Source organism: Streptomyces sp. NPDC050287, assembly GCF_044459385.1.
Lineage (GTDB): Bacteria > Actinomycetota > Actinomycetes > Streptomycetales > Streptomycetaceae > Streptomyces.
This window is the reverse complement of sequence record NZ_JBITIY010000005.1, coordinates 400,846-416,176: the sequence shown is the minus strand read 5'-3', so window position 1 is coordinate 416,176 and position 15,331 is coordinate 400,846. Positions and strand designations below refer to the sequence as shown.

17 protein-coding genes are annotated in these 15,331 nt (G+C 69.8%); 9 read left to right on the top strand and 8 right to left on the bottom strand.

Annotation, left to right across the window (positions count from 1 at the left end; all coding sequences use genetic code 11):
* The first annotated feature begins 191 nt into the window (after positions 1 to 191).
* The gene (locus tag ACIBK3_RS20490; protein ID WP_399367242.1) at positions 192 to 1,241 is read left to right on the top strand and encodes a LacI family DNA-binding transcriptional regulator; all 1,050 of its coding nucleotides are present in this window, start codon (positions 192 to 194) and stop codon (positions 1,239 to 1,241) included.
* Between the two features lie 8 nt (positions 1,242 to 1,249).
* Complete coding sequence (locus ACIBK3_RS20485) at positions 1,250 to 1,999, top strand: hypothetical protein (protein WP_399367240.1); 750 nt, start codon at positions 1,250 to 1,252, stop codon at positions 1,997 to 1,999.
* Between the two features lie 65 nt (positions 2,000 to 2,064).
* Here the strand turns inward: ACIBK3_RS20485 and ACIBK3_RS20480 are convergent, their stop codons facing one another.
* Entirely contained in the window at positions 2,065 to 2,319 is a 255-nt protein-coding gene (locus ACIBK3_RS20480; RefSeq protein ID WP_399367238.1) for a hypothetical protein, read from the bottom strand.
* Between the two features lie 26 nt (positions 2,320 to 2,345).
* Positions 2,346 to 3,659 (bottom strand): DUF6986 family protein, encoded by a 1,314-nt coding sequence (locus ACIBK3_RS20475; RefSeq protein WP_399367236.1) that lies wholly within the window; start codon positions 3,657 to 3,659, stop codon positions 2,346 to 2,348.
* Between the two features lie 220 nt (positions 3,660 to 3,879).
* Between ACIBK3_RS20475 and ACIBK3_RS20470 the strand changes: the two genes are divergently transcribed.
* Positions 3,880 to 4,755, top strand: a complete 876-nt coding sequence (locus ACIBK3_RS20470; RefSeq protein ID WP_399367234.1) for an endonuclease/exonuclease/phosphatase family protein — start codon at positions 3,880 to 3,882, stop codon at positions 4,753 to 4,755.
* Between the two features lie 113 nt (positions 4,756 to 4,868).
* Here ACIBK3_RS20470 and ACIBK3_RS20465 read toward each other — a convergent pair whose 3' ends face one another.
* The 4 genes from ACIBK3_RS20465 to ACIBK3_RS20450 form a co-directional block, all read right to left on the bottom strand.
* On the bottom strand, positions 4,869 to 5,831 hold the full coding sequence (locus tag ACIBK3_RS20465; protein ID WP_399367233.1) for an electron transfer flavoprotein subunit alpha/FixB family protein: 963 nt from the start codon (positions 5,829 to 5,831) through the stop codon (positions 4,869 to 4,871).
* 51 nt (positions 5,832 to 5,882) lie between these two features.
* The gene (locus ACIBK3_RS20460; protein ID WP_399367231.1) at positions 5,883 to 6,668 is read right to left on the bottom strand and encodes an electron transfer flavoprotein subunit beta/FixA family protein; all 786 of its coding nucleotides are present in this window, start codon (positions 6,666 to 6,668) and stop codon (positions 5,883 to 5,885) included.
* A gap of 245 nt (positions 6,669 to 6,913) precedes the next feature.
* Positions 6,914 to 7,423: a flavin reductase family protein gene (locus ACIBK3_RS20455; protein ID WP_399367229.1), complete on the bottom strand. Its 510-nt coding sequence runs from the start codon at positions 7,421 to 7,423 to the stop codon at positions 6,914 to 6,916.
* 208 nt (positions 7,424 to 7,631) lie between these two features.
* On the bottom strand, positions 7,632 to 8,045 hold the full coding sequence (locus tag ACIBK3_RS20450) for a TlpA family protein disulfide reductase (protein ID WP_399367227.1): 414 nt from the start codon (positions 8,043 to 8,045) through the stop codon (positions 7,632 to 7,634).
* A gap of 77 nt (positions 8,046 to 8,122) precedes the next feature.
* Here ACIBK3_RS20450 and ACIBK3_RS20445 point away from each other — a divergent pair, with 77 nt between their 5' ends.
* Both ACIBK3_RS20445 and ACIBK3_RS20440 read left to right on the top strand, forming a co-directional pair.
* Positions 8,123 to 8,539, top strand: a complete 417-nt coding sequence (locus ACIBK3_RS20445; protein WP_399367225.1) for a DUF4395 domain-containing protein — start codon at positions 8,123 to 8,125, stop codon at positions 8,537 to 8,539.
* Positions 8,540 to 8,726: 187 nt separating this feature from the next.
* On the top strand, positions 8,727 to 9,455 hold the full coding sequence (locus tag ACIBK3_RS20440; protein ID WP_030661055.1) for a lysophospholipid acyltransferase family protein: 729 nt from the start codon (positions 8,727 to 8,729) through the stop codon (positions 9,453 to 9,455).
* A 38-nt stretch (positions 9,456 to 9,493) separates the two neighbouring features.
* Here ACIBK3_RS20440 and ACIBK3_RS20435 read toward each other — a convergent pair whose 3' ends face one another.
* Both ACIBK3_RS20435 and ACIBK3_RS20430 read right to left on the bottom strand, forming a co-directional pair.
* Positions 9,494 to 9,826 (bottom strand): hypothetical protein, encoded by a 333-nt coding sequence (locus ACIBK3_RS20435; RefSeq protein ID WP_399367224.1) that lies wholly within the window; start codon positions 9,824 to 9,826, stop codon positions 9,494 to 9,496.
* 53 nt (positions 9,827 to 9,879) lie between these two features.
* Complete coding sequence (locus ACIBK3_RS20430; protein ID WP_399367222.1) at positions 9,880 to 10,593, bottom strand: FadR/GntR family transcriptional regulator; 714 nt, start codon at positions 10,591 to 10,593, stop codon at positions 9,880 to 9,882.
* A 234-nt stretch (positions 10,594 to 10,827) separates the two neighbouring features.
* Here ACIBK3_RS20430 and ACIBK3_RS20425 point away from each other — a divergent pair, with 234 nt between their 5' ends.
* The 4 genes from ACIBK3_RS20425 to ACIBK3_RS20410 all read left to right on the top strand — a co-directional run bounded on the left by ACIBK3_RS20425 (position 10,828) and on the right by ACIBK3_RS20410 (position 15,304).
* On the top strand, positions 10,828 to 12,051 hold the full coding sequence (locus ACIBK3_RS20425) for an aminotransferase class V-fold PLP-dependent enzyme (protein ID WP_399367220.1): 1,224 nt from the start codon (positions 10,828 to 10,830) through the stop codon (positions 12,049 to 12,051).
* 108 nt (positions 12,052 to 12,159) lie between these two features.
* On the top strand, positions 12,160 to 13,464 hold the full coding sequence (locus tag ACIBK3_RS20420; protein ID WP_399367218.1) for an ABC transporter substrate-binding protein: 1,305 nt from the start codon (positions 12,160 to 12,162) through the stop codon (positions 13,462 to 13,464).
* Between the two features lie 32 nt (positions 13,465 to 13,496).
* Complete coding sequence (locus ACIBK3_RS20415) at positions 13,497 to 14,471, top strand: carbohydrate ABC transporter permease (protein WP_399367811.1); 975 nt, start codon at positions 13,497 to 13,499, stop codon at positions 14,469 to 14,471.
* Positions 14,468 to 15,304, top strand: coding sequence for a carbohydrate ABC transporter permease (locus tag ACIBK3_RS20410; RefSeq protein ID WP_399367216.1), 837 nt, complete (start codon positions 14,468 to 14,470; stop codon positions 15,302 to 15,304). Before ACIBK3_RS20415 ends, ACIBK3_RS20410 begins: the two co-directional genes overlap by 4 nt.
* Positions 15,305 to 15,331: the final 27 nt, after the last annotated feature.

Below are 15,331 nucleotides of genomic sequence, written 5' to 3'. Positions count from 1 at the left end.
TTCATGAAGAGCTTGCGGACAACCATGAGGACGCGCGGGCCGCTCTCGCGGTGAGGGCGCGGGCCAGAGATTGCGGTGGACAGTGTCTCCCGGATCTGACAACGTTGTCCAGGCTCTATGCTCGACGCCACATCCTCATACACATCATCGACCGCCGCATCCCCGTGGACGACAGGACAGGACACCGCACCGTGCCCGAGACCCACCGCCGCGCCGAGCGCCTCGCAGGAAACCGCTACGGCAACCGTCCGACCATGAAGGACGTGGCCGCCCGGGCCGGTGTCGGACTGAAAACAGTCTCGCGGGTGGTCAACGGTGAGCCCGGTGTCACACCGGAGACCGAGCGCCGCGTCCAGGAGGCCATCGACGCCCTCGGCTTCCGCCGCAACGACAGCGCGCGGGTGCTGCGCAAGGGCCGCACCGCCAGCATCGGCCTGGTCCTGGAGGACCTCTCCGACCCGTTCTACGGCCCCCTCAGCCGCGCGGTCGAGGAGGTGGCCCGCGCGCACGGGGCGCTGCTCATCAACGGGTCCAGCGCGGAGGACCCGGAACGCGAGCAGGAGCTGGTGCTCGCGCTGTGCGCACGGCGGGTGGACGGGCTCGTGGTGATTCCGGCCGGGGACGACCACCGCTATCTGGAGCCCGAGCTGAAGGCGGGCGTGGCGACGGTGTTCGTGGACCGCCCGGCCGGGCACATCGCCGCCGACGTGGTCGTCTCGGACAACTACGGCGGCGCTCGTGACGGTGTGGCCCACCTGATCGCCCATGGACACCGGAGGATCGGCTTCATCGGCGACATGCCGCGTATCCACACCGCCGCCGAGCGCCTGCGCGGTTACCGGGCCGCCATGGACGGCGCGGGCATAGCGGTGGAGGACGCCTGGATGTCGCTGGGCGTCACCGATCCCGAGCGGGTGCGCCGGGCGGCCGAGGGAATGCTCACCGGCCCCTCCCCCGTGACCGCGATCTTCACGGGCAACAACCGGGTGACGGTCACCGTGATCCGGGTCCTGGCCGAACAGCCGCGCCCCGTCGCCCTCGTCGGCTTCGACGACTTCGAGCTGGCCGACCTGCTGCAGCCGGGCGTCACCGTCGTCGCCCAGGACGCGGCGGCCCTCGGCCGTACGGCCGCCGAGCGCCTCTTCCGCCAGCTGGAGGGCACCCTGCTCGTGCCGGAGCGGATCGAGCTGCCGACCCGGCTGATCACCCGCGGCTCGGGCGAGCTGCCGCCGGCGGACTGAGCGGGCCCATGGAACACCGCACCCTGGAAACGCTGGGCCTGGCCGAGGCACCGCGCGATCATCCGCTGCTCTATCCGGGCGCGTGGCCGCGGGAGTCCGGGCTTCTCGACGGTGGCCGGATGCTGCCCCTCGACGTCCTCGTCCACCCGGACCGCACGCCCGTCCTGGCCGTTGGCTCCAACGCCTCCCCGGCCCAACTGCGGTACAAGATGACGGAGTCCGGGATCAGGTCGCCGATTCCGATGGTCAAGGCCCGGGTCACCGGCCTCGACGTGGGTGTCTCCGCGCATGTCAGCCGCCTCGGGTACGTGTCCGCGTCGCCTGTCGAAGCACCGGGAACCGTGCGGGAGTTGTTCGTCACCTGGCTGGACGACGAGCAGCTCACGGTGATCGACGCGAGCGAAGGCGTACCGCTGCCGAAGGGCAACTATCGCCGCGTCTGGCTGCCCGCGCCCGAGGTGCGCATCGAGCCGGCGCCCGGCGTCCTCCTCCCCGGCGCGTACGTGTACGTCAACCGCCACGGCGTCCTGCACGACGGCACCGGCGCACCGCGCACCCACCCGGGACAGCGACCGCTGCTCACCGAACTGCTCGTCGGCTCGGTCCGGTTGAGGAAGCTCTTCGGAGTCACCCCCGAGGAGTTCTGCGCCCGGGCGCGGGCCGACCGGCGGCTGTGCGAGCGGGGCACACGGCTGTTCAAGGACGAGAAGCTGGTGACGGCTTCGGGGCTGGAGCGGTACCCCGGGGTCGGGGACTGAGAGAGAGGTCCGGCTTGTGCCGCCCGTGCCCGTGCGGCGGGATGAGCGGGTAGTGCCACTGGTGTTCAGCGGACGGGGAGACCGTGGACCGGGGGGTCGGTGCCGCCGCCCACGAGGTGGACGTCGCTGATGTGGACGTCGGTGGTGCCGCTGTCGTCGTCGGTCGTCGCCCACCAGACGTCGAGTGGGTCGACCGCCCGCCGGACCACGCCCATGCCGCCACGCCCCAGCTGGGCCACGACGCGGCAGCGCTCGGCCGGCAGCCGTCCGGCCGCGTCGCCCGGCTCCTGCTCACCCTGCCCGTACTCCCCCGAAGACACCGCGGCCCCGTGCCCGGGCCGCTGCGTCAGGGCCGCTCCGTCGCCGAGACCGTCAGGTCGGCCCGCCGCGGTGCCGCGAAGCCCTCCAGGTCGGCGCGGGTCAGGCCGCTGCGGCGGGCGACCTCGGCGATGTCGAGGGCACCGCAGTCCAGGCCACGGAGCAGATAGCCGCTGAGGGCCTTGGCGGTGGCGGGTTCGTCCATGACGTCGCCGCCGGTGCGGTTGGCGTAGCGGGAAAGGCGGGCGGCGGCCTGTTCGAAGCCCTCCCGGTAGAAGGCGAAGACGGCCGCGTACCGGGTGGGGATGTGGCCGGGGTGCATGTCCCAGCCCTGGTAGTAGGCGCGGGCCAGGGCGCGGCGGGTGAGGCCGTAGTGCAGCCGCCAGGCGGCGTGGACCTTGGCGGTGGGGCCGACGGGCAGGACGTTGGTGGAGCCGTCCGACACGCGGACGCCGGTGCCGGCGGCCGCGACCTGCATGACCGCCTTGGCGTGGTCGGCTGCCGGGTGGTCACTGGCCTGGTGGGCGGCGGACACGCCGAGGCAGGCGCTGTAGTCGAAGGTGCCGTAGTGGAGCCCCGTGGCGCGGCCCTCGGCGGCCTGGATCATCCGGGCGACGGTGGCGGTGCCGTCGGCGGCGAGGATGGCCTGGCTGGTCTCGATCTGGATCTCGAAGCCGATCCGGCCGGGCTCCAGGCCGCGCGCCTTCTCGAACGCCTCCAGGAGCCGCACCAGGGCGGTGACCTGCTCGGGATACGTCACCTTCGGCAGCGTCAGCAGCAGCCCGTCGGGCAGGCCGCCGGCCTCCATCAGGCCGGTGAGGAAGATGTCCAGGGTGCGGATGCCGCGGTCACGGACGGGCGCCTCCATGCACTTCATGCGGATGCCCATGTACGGGGCCGCCGTGCCGTTCTCGTACGCCTGCGCGATCAGCCGGGCCGCGCGGGCCGCCGTCTCGTCCTCCTCGGCGTCCGGACGCGGGCCGTAGCCGTCCTCGAAGTCGACACGCAGGTCCTCGATGGGCTCACGCGCCAGCTTGGCGCGGACGCGGGAGTGGACCGGCTCGGCGAGTTCGTCGGACAGACCGAGAACGGCGGCGAAGGAGGCGGCGTCCGGGGCGTGTTCGTCGAGGGCGGCGAGGGCCCGGTCGCCCCAGGAGCGGATGGTGTCGGCGGCGAAGACGTCGCCGGGGACATAGACCGTGTGCACGGGCTGGCGGGTGCCGGGGTCCCCGGGGTAGCGGCGCTCCAACTCGGCGTCGACCGGCGCGAGAGAGGCGCTGATCTCCTCGCTGACGGCGCCGGCGAGGCTCGTCGCCACCCGCTCCTGCTGGCCCTGACCCATCCCGCACCTCTCCCGTTTTCCGCTTTACGGAATCAACAATCCGTAGAACGAAGCTATCCGTGAAGCTTCCCGCTGGTCAACACCCCGCCCGCTCCCTGCCCGCAGCCTGATTCACCGCGTTCACTTCCGCTGCCGAGAACCTCCAGGCCCTCTTTCGCACTTCGGTCCGCACCTTCATCCTGAGCCCTCGGGAGGGATTCACATGGGGAGCACGACCAGCATGACGCGTCGCAGGAGCCTGAGAACCGCGGTGGCCACCGCGCTCACCGTCCCGTTGTTCGGTGCGCTCCCGGCCTCGGCCGCCAAAGGGGGAGGCCGCCGCCTGGACGTCATGACGTTCAACCTGCGCTTCGCGAGCACCACCGAGCCCAACAGCTGGGCGGCCCGCCGTCCGGTGATGCGCGCGCTGTTACAGCGCGAGGCACCCGACGTCATCGGCACGCAGGAGGGCCTCTATCAGCAACTGCGCGACATCCACGCCGACCTGGGATCGCGCTACGACTGGATCGGCACCGGCCGCGAGGGCGGCAGCCACGACGAGGCCGTGGCGGTCTTCTTCGACACCCGCCGTCTGGCCCCGACCGAGCACGACACCTTCTGGCTCTCCGACACGCCCAGGGTGATCGGCTCGAACACCTGGGGCGCCTCGCTTCCCCGTATCGCCACCTGGGTCCGCTTCCGCGATCTGCGCGACGGCGGGCGGGAGTTCTACGTTCTCAACACCCACTTCGACCACCTGAGCCAGTACGCACGCGTGCGTGCCGCATCGCTCGTCGGCGCTCGGCCGGCGGAGTTCGACCGGTCGTTGCCGTTGGTCGTGACGGGCGACTTCAACGCGGCGGCCCACAGGAACGAGGCCTACGACACCCTCCTGGGCGCCGGACTCGTCGACACCTGGGACACGGCGGCCGAGCGCGGCACGCCGTACGGGACCTTCCACGGCTACCAACCGCTGACGCCGGACGGCGACCGCATCGACTGGATCCTCACCACACCGGGCGTCACGGCTCACGAGACGTCGGTCAACACCTTCCAGCGCGACGGCCAGTTCCCGAGCGACCACCTGCCGGTGCAGGCCTCACTGACCCTGGGATGAGACGAGGCCCCCGTGCCCGCCGGAAGCGGTCACGGGGGCCTCGTACACCGGAGTGCACCCGAAGGAGATCCCAGGAAGATCGGACGGAGATCCGACGTGCACCCGAGTCGGGATCAGCCCTTGCGGGCCTTGATCTCCTCGGTGAGCTGCGGGACGACGTCGAAGAGGTCGCCGACCACGCCGTAGTCGACCAGGTCGAAGATCGGGGCCTCGGCGTCCTTGTTGACGGCCACGATGGTCTTCGAGGTCTGCATACCGGCCCGGTGCTGGATGGCGCCGGAGATGCCGTTGGCGATGTACAGCTGCGGCGAGACCGACTTGCCGGTCTGGCCGACCTGGTTGGTGTGCGGGTACCAGCCCGCGTCCACCGCGGCACGCGAGGCACCGACGGCCGCGCCGAGGGAGTCGGCCAGCGCCTCGATGACCGCGAAGTTCTCCGCGCCGTTGACGCCCCGGCCGCCGGAGACCACGATCGCGGCCTCGGTCAGCTCCGGACGCCCGGTCGACTCACGCGGCGTACGCCCGGTGACCTTGGTCCCGGTGGCCTGGGCGGAGAAGGACACCGACAGGGCCTCGACCGCGCCGGCGGCCGGAGCGGCCTCCACGGCGGCGCTGTTGGGCTTGACCGTGATGACCGGGGTGCCCTTGGCCACCCGGGACTTGGTGGTGAAGGAGGCGGCGAACACCGACTGGGTGGCGACCGGGCCCTCCTCGCCGGCCTCCAGGTCGACGGCGTCGGTGATGATGCCGGAGCCGATGCGCAGCGCCAGCCGGGCGGCGATCTCCTTGCCCTCCGCGGAGGACGGGACCAGCACGGCGGCCGGGGAGACAGCGGCGACGGCGGCCTGCAGCGCGTCCACCTTCGGAACGACCAGGTACTCGCTGTACTCGGACGCGTCATCGGTGAGGACCTTGACCGCGCCGTGCTCGGCGAGGGTGGCGGCGGTGTCGGCGGCGCCGTTGCCGAGGGCGACGGCGACCGGCTCGCCGACGCGGCGGGCGAGCGTCAGCAGCTCCAGGGTGGGCTTGCGGACGGCACCGTCCACGTGATCGACGTAGACGAGAACTTCAGCCATGGGATTGCTCTCCTGCTTACGAAAGGTGAGGGGCGGTCAGCGACGTCGCGCTCAGATGAACTTCTGGCTCGCGAGGAACTCGGCGAGCTGCTTGCCGCCCTCGCCCTCGTCCTTGACGATCGTGCCGGCCGTGCGGGCCGGACGCTGGGTCGCGGAGTCGACGACCGTGTAGGCGCCCTCCAGACCGACCTCCTCGGCCTCCAGGTCCAGATCCGACAGGTCCCAGGCCTGAACCGGCTTCTTCTTGGCCGCCATGATGCCCTTGAACGACGGGTACCGCGCCTCGCCCGACTGGTCGGTGACGGACACGACGGCCGGGAGGGAGGCCTCCAGCTGCTCGGACGCGGCGTCACCGTCGCGGCGGCCCTTGACCGTGCCGTCCTCGACCGCCACCTCGGACAGCAGCGTCACCTGCGGCACACCCAGACGCTCGGCGAGCAGCGCCGGTACGACGCCCATGGTGCCGTCCGTGGAGGCCATGCCGGAGATCACCAGGTCGTAGCCGGCCTTCTCGATCGCTTTCGCCAGCACCAGCGAGGTACCGATGGCGTCGGTGCCGTGCAGGTCGTCGTCCTCGACGTGGATCGCCTTGTCCGCGCCCATGGACAGCGCCTTGCGCAGCGCGTCCTTGGCGTCCTCGGGACCGACGGTCAGGACGGTGACCTCGGCGTCGTCGGAGTTCTCGGAGATCTGCAGCGCCTGCTCGACCGCGTACTCGTCCAGCTCGGAGAGCAGACCGTCCACGTCGTCCCGGTCGACGGTCAGGTCATCGGCGAAGTGCCGGTCGCCAGTGGCGTCGGGCACGTACTTCACAGTGACAATGATCCTCAAGCTCACGCCGGCTCTCCTACTGCATCGTCATTTTTCGGCTGCCTCTTGCAGGCAGCATAGGCGCCTCAAGCGGCCGATCCCGGTCGGGGCGACCCACGCTCCGACCGAAATATTACTCGCCAGTACACCCAGTTCGTTCCCGCTGAGCAAGCGCTTTGAACTGTGACCTGTGCAACGCAGCGTAATCGGAACCCGACACCTTCGCAGCGGGAGGGGGCCGCCGCCCGGGCGGCGGCAGGCCAGCGGGGCGCTCAGTCGCGCAGCCCGTTGAACTGTCCCTGGTGATAGAGGAGCGGGCGACCGGGGCCGGTCGGGTCACCGAGGACGACCTCGGCCAGCACGATGCGGTGGTCGCCGGCCGGCACCCGCGCGGCCACCCGGCACACCAGCCAGGCCAGGACGCCGTCGAGGACGGGCACCCCCTCTGGACCCTCCCGCCAGGCGGTCGCCACGCCGAAACGGTCGGCACCGCTGCGGGCGAAGGTGGCGGCCAGGTCCTGTTGGTGCTCACCGAGCAGGTGCACGCCGACGTGCTCGGCCCCGGACACCGCGGGCCAGCTGGAGGCACCGGTGCCGATACCGAAGGAGAGCATCGGGGGTTCCGCGGAGACCGAGGTGAGGGAGGTGGCGGTGAAGCCGACCGGGCCGTGATCACCGCGCGCGGTGATCACGGCGACTCCCGCCGCGTGCCGCCGGAAGACGGAGCGCAACAGGTCGGGCGAGGCGAGCCGGGGGGTGCCGAGGCCGGGCGTGGCCGTCATGGAGGCGTCCTTCTGCGAGGAGGGTCGTGGGCGTCCGTGGCTGCTCAACAGCTCGGACAGCGCGCGCTCGCGGTGCGGGCCAGGTCGACGTGGACCCGCCCGAAGAGAAGGAGTTCCGAAGGCATACGGTCAGGCTGACGATAGGTGGTAGCCGCAGTCAAGTACGTCCCCGCAGATGGGAGATGGCTCACCCCCTGTGCGACGGACGTCACACCGCCTCCCCCAGCGCGGCGATCACATCGGCCTTGCGCGGCTGGCCGGTGGCACGGCGGACGACGCGGCCGTCGGCGTCCAGGACCAGCACGGTCGGGGTCTTGAGGATGTCCAGCTCGCGGACGAGGCCGAGCCGGTCCTCGGCGTCGATCTCCACGTGGGTCACGCCGGGAACCATCGCGGCCACCTCGCCCAGGACCCGGCGGGTCGCCCGGCAGGGGGCGCAGAAGGCGCTGGAGAACTGGACGAGCGTGGCGCGTTCACCGAGCGTCGCGCCCAGTTCGGCCGCGCCGAGCCGCTTCCCGTCGTCGCGTCCGCGCACCCGAACCCTCCCGCTCCGCCGCCGATGCAGCACTCCGTAGGCGCTCGCCGCCGCGAGCACCGCCACGCACACCACCAGTCCGGTCATTCTCAACACCAGCGTTCACACGACTGCAAAGATTCCCGCCCCCCTGAACTCTCTCCCTTGCGGAATGCTTCATTCCCATGGACATCGATGTGAGGGGGCCGCGCTTCGGTGCGGCCGTGACGACCGTCGTGCTGGCGGTCGCGCTGATCACCGGCAGCGCGTGGCTGCTGGCCTGGCAGACGCTGGCGTTCGCGCTGGGGGCGGCGGGCGGGGTGAGCCGTTCGCCGTACGGCCGGCTGTTCCGCGCGGTGGTTCGGCCCCGGCTCGGTCCGCCGACCGAGTTCGAGGCACCCGAGCCGCCCCGGTTCGCACAGGCGGTGGGACTGGTCTTCGCGGGCCTCGGACTCATCGGCTTCACGCTGGGCCCGGACTGGCTGGGGCTCGCGGCGACCGGGGCCGCGCTGGCGGCGGCGTTCCTCAATGCCACTTTCGGGTACTGCCTCGGTTGCGAGATGTACCTGCTCGTACGGCGGGTGATGGTCCGTACGGAGTAAACGCGTCTTAAAACCCCGAGGTGGATCACCGCATCGACGTGACGAGAATCTCGCCCGGCACGGGCACCAGGACTGGCTCCCGGTCCGTTCTTCGGGCACGATCTGCGAGATGCCGTAAACCTACGGCTGCGTAACTTTCCGCCTGGAGTCCCCTTCCCAGGCAGAGAAGGAAGGGCCTACACCGTCCATGGCAGAGCTTGTCTACCGTCCCGTCGTTGGTTTCGCCCAGGCCCTGTTCAAGGCGTGGGACCTCAAGATCGACTGCAAGGGTTCGGAGAACATCCCGCGCTCGGGCGGTGCCGTGCTGGTGAGCAATCACATCAGCTACCTGGACTTCGTCTTCAACGGGCTGGCGGCGCTTCCGCAGAAACGTCTCGTTCGGTTCATGGCGAAGGAGTCCGTCTTCCGCCACAAGGTCTCCGGTCCCCTGATGCGCGGCATGAAGCACATCCCGGTGGACCGCAAGCAGGGCGAGGCGGCCTACGCGCACGCGCTGGACTCGCTGCGGTCCGGCGAGATCGTGGGCGTCTTCCCGGAGGCCACGATCTCGCCCTCCTTCACGCTGAAGACCTTCAAGTCGGGTGCCGCGCGCCTGGCTCAGGAGGCGGGCGTCCCGCTGATCCCGATGGCGGTCTGGGGCACCCAGCGGCTGTGGACCAAGGGCCACCCGCGCAACTTCAGGCGCAGCCACATCCCGATCACCATGCGCGTCGGCGAGGCCCTCGAAGCCTCCCGGGACAAGTACGCGGGCGCGATCACCCGCCAACTGCGCGAACGTGTCCAGGAACTCCTGGAGGCCGCCCAGCGCGCCTACCCGGTCCGCCCCAAGGACGCCAACGACACCTGGTGGATGCCGGCCCACCTCGGCGGCACCGCCCCCACTCCGGAAGAGGTCCGGGCGGCCGAGGCGCACTGAACACCCGGCCTGAACACCCGGCGCCCCCGGCCGAGGGGTCAGGACACCGGCGGCCGGACCCTGATCCGCGCCCCGGACTGAACTTCTCCAGCCCTGCTCGACGGCTCGGCCCTCCTCCTCGCCGTACGCCTGGACCGGCCCGGCGTCGGTAGCCGGGTCCGTCGACGAGTCCGTGGGCTTCGACGACGACGTGGGCGAAACCCGGTGGGAGGGCGCGCACGTGAGTTCGGTGCGTGAACGCGCCGGCAGACCGTCCACCTCGACGAGCCAGAAACGGCCGGCCGCCCACTGCTGACGAGGCCCTCGTCGACGAGTGCCGTGCGCATCATGTCGACGCCCCCGATCGTCGCCGATCCCGCGCCGAGAACCACGATGCGGTGGTCGGTGAGCCGCGATCCGGTGAGCTTGTGACCGTGGACAGCCGTCAGTTGGGGGCGTCCTGCGGGACGCCGTCCTCCTCCGGCGGGGGCATGAAAGCGCGCAGCCACCGCTCCGTCTGTGCGACGTGGGCTTCGGCGGCCCCTGCGGCGGAGCCCGGGTCGCGGTCGGCGATCGCGGTGGCCAGGACACGGTGGTCCGCGTCGCTCTTGCGCCGCATCTCCGGCCCCTCAGGGAGGGTGAAGATCTGGTACTTGCGGGAGCGGGCGCGGAAAACAGCGAGCAGGGAGGCGAGCGTGGGATTCTCGGCGGCCCGCGCCACCTCGGCGTGGAAACGGTGATCGAGTTCCGAGGCCTCGGCGGGGTCCTCGGTGGCCTCCATCAATTCGATGAGCGAGAAGAGCGTCCGCACCGCCTCGGGGGACCGGCGCGCCGCGGCCTTGGCGGCGACATGCGCCTCCAGTACCCGGCGGATCTCGTAGACCTCCAACAAACCTGACAGCGGCAGGAGTTCGAGGGTCAGCGAGAGACTTCCGATGACGTTCTCCGGACGGAGCTGGGAGACGTAGGTGCCCGAGCCGTGCCGCGGTTCCACCACCCCCAGGGCCGCGAGCATCCGTACGGCCTCGCGCAGCGGACCCCGCGAGACGCCCAGTTCCTCGCCGAGTTCGGCCTCGGCGGGGATGCGGTCTCCCGGGCCCAGGCGCCCCGTCGCGATCATGTGACGCAGACCGTGGAACGCCTTGTCGACTGCGGACATCCGATTCCTCCCCTGACGGTCCCGCGGCACCACCGAGACCCTCGGGCACTGTAGCGAGTCATCAGATGTCTTGGACGTATCGACCAAGAGTCATCTGATGACTTTAGCTTCCTGACCCTTGCAGACCCCGAAAAAGGCATGCCAGGATGCCGAGTCATCATACGTTTCCCCGTCGACTGTGGCGTCTGCCGTCAGGCGTCCGGGGGCACTCAGGTCCGGTAGATGTGGAGTGATGTGAGCGAGACCGAGGTCACCACCGCCCCGCGCCCCCTGCTGCTCGCGGACGGCCTGCCCGCCGCCCGGGCGTGGTCGCTGGACCCCGTCATGAAGCACCTGAACCACGGCTCGTTCGGGGCGGTCCCTCTGGTGGCGCAGGAACGGCAGAACGAGCTCAGGGCCGAGATGGACAGCTCTCCCGTGGTGTGGTTCCCCGCGCTGCCGCAGAAGATCGCCGACACGCGTGTCGGCATCGCCGCCTTCCTGGGGGTCACCCCCGACGACCTGGCGCTGGTGCCCAACGCGAGTGCCGGTGTCAGCGTCGTCCTCAACTCTCTTCCGCGCCGCCGCGGCGGCGCGATCGTCGTCACCGACCACGGCTACGGAGCCGTGACCATGGCGGCCGAACGGCTGGCCCGCCGCTGGGGCGGCGAGGTCCGCACCGCCCGGGTGCCGCTGGCCGCGGACGAGGAGCAGGCGTACGAGGCCGTGATGGCGGAGATCGACGACGCCACGGATCTGATCGTGCTCGACCAGATCACCTCGGCGACCGCCCGCCGGATGCCGGTGGAACGGATCGGCACCCAGGCCGCGCGGCGCGGAATCCCCCTGCTCGTGGACGGTGCGCACGCCCCCGGCCTGATCGCAGCCCCGCTGGACGGCGTGCCGTGCGACTTCTGGGTCGGCAACCTGCACAAGTGGGGCTGCGCGCCGCGTGGCACCGCCGCGCTGGTCGCACGGGGCGCGCTGCGTGAGGAGCTGTATCCGCTGATCGACTCCTGGGGTGCCGCCGATCCTTATCCCGACCGCTTCGACCAGCAGGGCACGGTGGACGTCACCAGCTATCTCGCGGCGCCGACGGCACTGGACTTCGTCGACCGCGCCTGGGGCTGGGACACCGCACGCCAGTACATGGACGACCTCGCCACTTACGCCGAGCGCCTGGTCGGAGCCGCTTTCGCCGAGTGGGGCGCCGTCCCCGGCATCGTCGACGTGGGCATGCCGGTGCCCGGGATGCGTCTCGTGCGACTGCCCGCCGGCCTCGCCGCCGACCGGGTCGAGGCGGACGCGCTGCGCGACCGGGCGGCCCGGGAACTGGGCGTGGAGGCGGCCTTCACCAGCTTCGGCGGCATCGGCTACCTGCGGCTGTCCGCACACGTCTACAACACCGCCGGCGACTACGAGTACTTCGCCGAGGACTGCGTTCCCGTCATCGGCGAATGGGCCCGCGCGGCCCGCTGACAGCCCACCGAATCGACGGCGTGACACCGCGATTCTCTCGCACACCACATCCCCCGGACCCCCGCCCCCGAAGCCAGTGCGCCCGTATCCAAGAAAGAGGTCGGCACGATGAGTAGAAGGACGGCAGCTCTCGCCCTCGGCACAGCCGCCACCATGGCCTTGACCGGCTGTTCGGCCATGAGTGGCGCGGATGCCGGCGGAACGGTCACCCTCAACATGGTCGAGAGCCTGACGAACCCCGCCCGCACGGACCTGCTGAAGAGCCTCATAGCGGATTTCGAAGAGCGGAATCCCAAGATCAAGGTCAATCTGATCTCGCCGCCCACCGAGCAGGCGGACCAGAAGATCCAGCAGATGCTCCAGTCCGGCAGCGGCGTGGACACCCTCGAGGTGCGCGACACCACAGTGGGCCCGTGGTCGAACAACGGCTGGCTCTACGACATGAAGAAGGACCTCAAGCCCTGGAAGGGCTGGCAGGCGATGACTCAGAACGCCGTCAAGGCCTCCCAGAACGCCGCCGGCAGGACGTACTTCGTCCCGTACGGCTTCTACGGCCTGAGCGTCTTCTACCGCACCGACCTGATCAAGGAGGCCGGGTTCAGCAAGCCCCCGGCCACCTGGGACGAACTGCTCAAGCAGGCCTCCGCCATCAACGATCCCGCCAAGCGCCGGTACGGGTACGCCTTCCGCGGCGGGGTCAACGCCAACGGCAATGCCACCGCCGTCATCGAGGCGTACGTCGCCGACAAGATCGACCCGGCCGACGGTTTCAAGCTGAAGGACGGCAGCACGATCTTCGCCGCACCCGAGGCCCTCGACGCGATGAAGACCTACCTCAGGCTCTTCAAGGAGGCGTCCCCGAAGTCGTCGGTGTCCTGGGGCTATCCGGAGATGGTCGAGGGCTTCTCCAACGGCTCCACCGCCTTCCTGCTGCAGGACCCCGAAGTGATCGCCACCGTCTCGCAGTCCAAGGCGATCACGAAGGACCAGTGGGACACCGCCCCGCTGGTGGCAGGACCCAGCGGCAAGACCGTACAGCCGCTCGCCACGGCCGGCTGGGGCATCGCGGACGGCAGCAAGCACAAGGCCCAGGCCGTCAAGCTGGTCGAGTTCCTCTCCGAGGACAAGGCGTCGACGTCGTTCACCAAGAAGAACAGTCTGGTGCCGATCCTCAAGTCGGCGACCGAGGACCCCTTCTACAAGACCGGCCCCTGGTCCAGCTACGTCACCATGACGGAGCACCCGGACACCTACCTCAACGTCAGCCAGCCACGCGGCGTGGCCTGGTGGGCTCAGTGGCAGCAGAAGGCCGACGCCGACATCCAGAAGATGGTGCTCGGCAAGACGACACCCGAGAGGCTGCTGGACGGCTGGGACGCGTACTGGACCGAGAAGCGGCAGCAGGAGAACTAGCCATGCCCCTCGCGTCCGGAACGACGAAGAACATGAAAACGGCGCGAACGGCGTCGACGGGGCCCTCCGGCACAGGAGGCGCCCCGCCGGGCCGCGGCGCGCAACGAGGCCGCCGCAGGCCGGAGTTCACCGCCAGGCGCGGCTTCCTCATCGCCGCCTTCATGGCTCCGGCCGCGGTCTTCGTGGCGGTCTTCACGTACTACCCGATGATCGCCGGCAGTCAGATGGCCTTCCGCCACTGGAATCTGACGGACCTGAGCGACACCTCCTGGGTGGGCCTGCAGAACTTCCGCGACGTCTTCGCCGACCCCACCTGGGGCACGGTTCTCCGCAACACCGTGGTGTGGGTGTTCGGGTCGATCGTGCCCCAGTTGGTGATCGGCTTCGCCCTCGCGCTGTGGCTGCGCAGGAAGTTCCGCTTCCGAGGCCTCTACCAGGCAATGATCTTCTTCCCCTGGGCGATCTCCGGCTTCCTCATCGGCATCCTGTTCCGCTGGATGTTCAACAGCGAGTTCGGTGTCGTCAACGACCTCCTGCAGAAGGCCGGCCTGATCGACGAGCCGGTCGCCTGGCTGGCCGACCCGCACAAGGCGATGTTCGCCGTGGTGATCGCCAACATCTGGTACGGCGTCACCTTCTTCACCATCATGATCCTCGCCGCGCTGCAGTCCGTTCCCGAGGAGCTGTACGAGGCGGGGGCGCTCGACGGCGCCGGCAAGGTGCGCACCCTGTTCCAGATCACCATTCCGTACATTCGGATCACGCTCGTGCTGACCGTGCTGCTGCGCGTCATCTGGATCTTCAACTTTCCCGACCTGATCTTCGGGATGACCGGCGGCGGGCCGGACAACGAGACGCACATCGTGACCACGTGGATGATCAAGATCACCCAACAGGGCGACTACGGCAGGGCCTCCGCGCTCGGTCTCATCGTCGTCGCCACGCTGCTGGTGTTCGCGGTCTTCTTCCTCCTGGCCACACGCGAGAAGCGAGAGGTGAAGCCGTGATCGGCAAGGAGTCCACGGCGGGCCGGGCCACCAAGTTCACCTTCCTGGGACTGTGGCTGTTGTTCACCGCCTTCCCGCTCTACTGGATCACCGTCACGTCGCTGAAGGCACCCGGCGACATCTTCACGTTCCCGCTCGCCTACTGGCCCGAGCACTTCTCGCTGGAGAACTACCGCGGGCTCTTCGGCAAGGCCGACTTCGGTGTCTACCTCACCAACAGCCTCGTCGTCGCGACCGTGGCGGGCGCGGTGGCCACCGCGATCTCGATGCTCTCGGCCTACGTACTGGCCCGCTTCGAGTTCCGCACCAAGTCCGCCCTGCTGATGGCCGCGCTGGTCACACAGATGATCCCGACCTTCATCGCGCTGGGCCCGTTGTACCTGCTCATGACCGACCTCAACCTGGTCGACAACCGGCTCGGACTCATCCTCGTGTACGTCGCCGTGTGCATCCCCTTCTGCACGGTGATGCTCCGCGGCTTCTTCGAGAACATCCCGGACGCGCTGGAGGAGGCCGCCATGATCGACGGCCTGTCCCGGTTCGGAGCGCTGTTCAGGGTGCTGCTGCCGGTCATGCGTCCCGGGATCGTGGCCGCGTTCATCTTCAACTTCGTCAACTGCTGGAACGAACTGTTCCTGTCCGTGACGCTGATGAACAGCGACAAGAACAAGACCGTCCCCACGGCGCTGAACGGCTTCATCTCCAGCTTCAACATCGACTGGGGATCCATGTCCGCTGCCGCGGTCCTCACCATCCTGCCGACGATGGCGCTGTTCGCCTTCGCCAGCCGCCACATCGTCCAGGGCCTCACCGCCGGTGCGGTGAAGGGCTGAAAAGGGCCACGGACACCGGACTGCGGG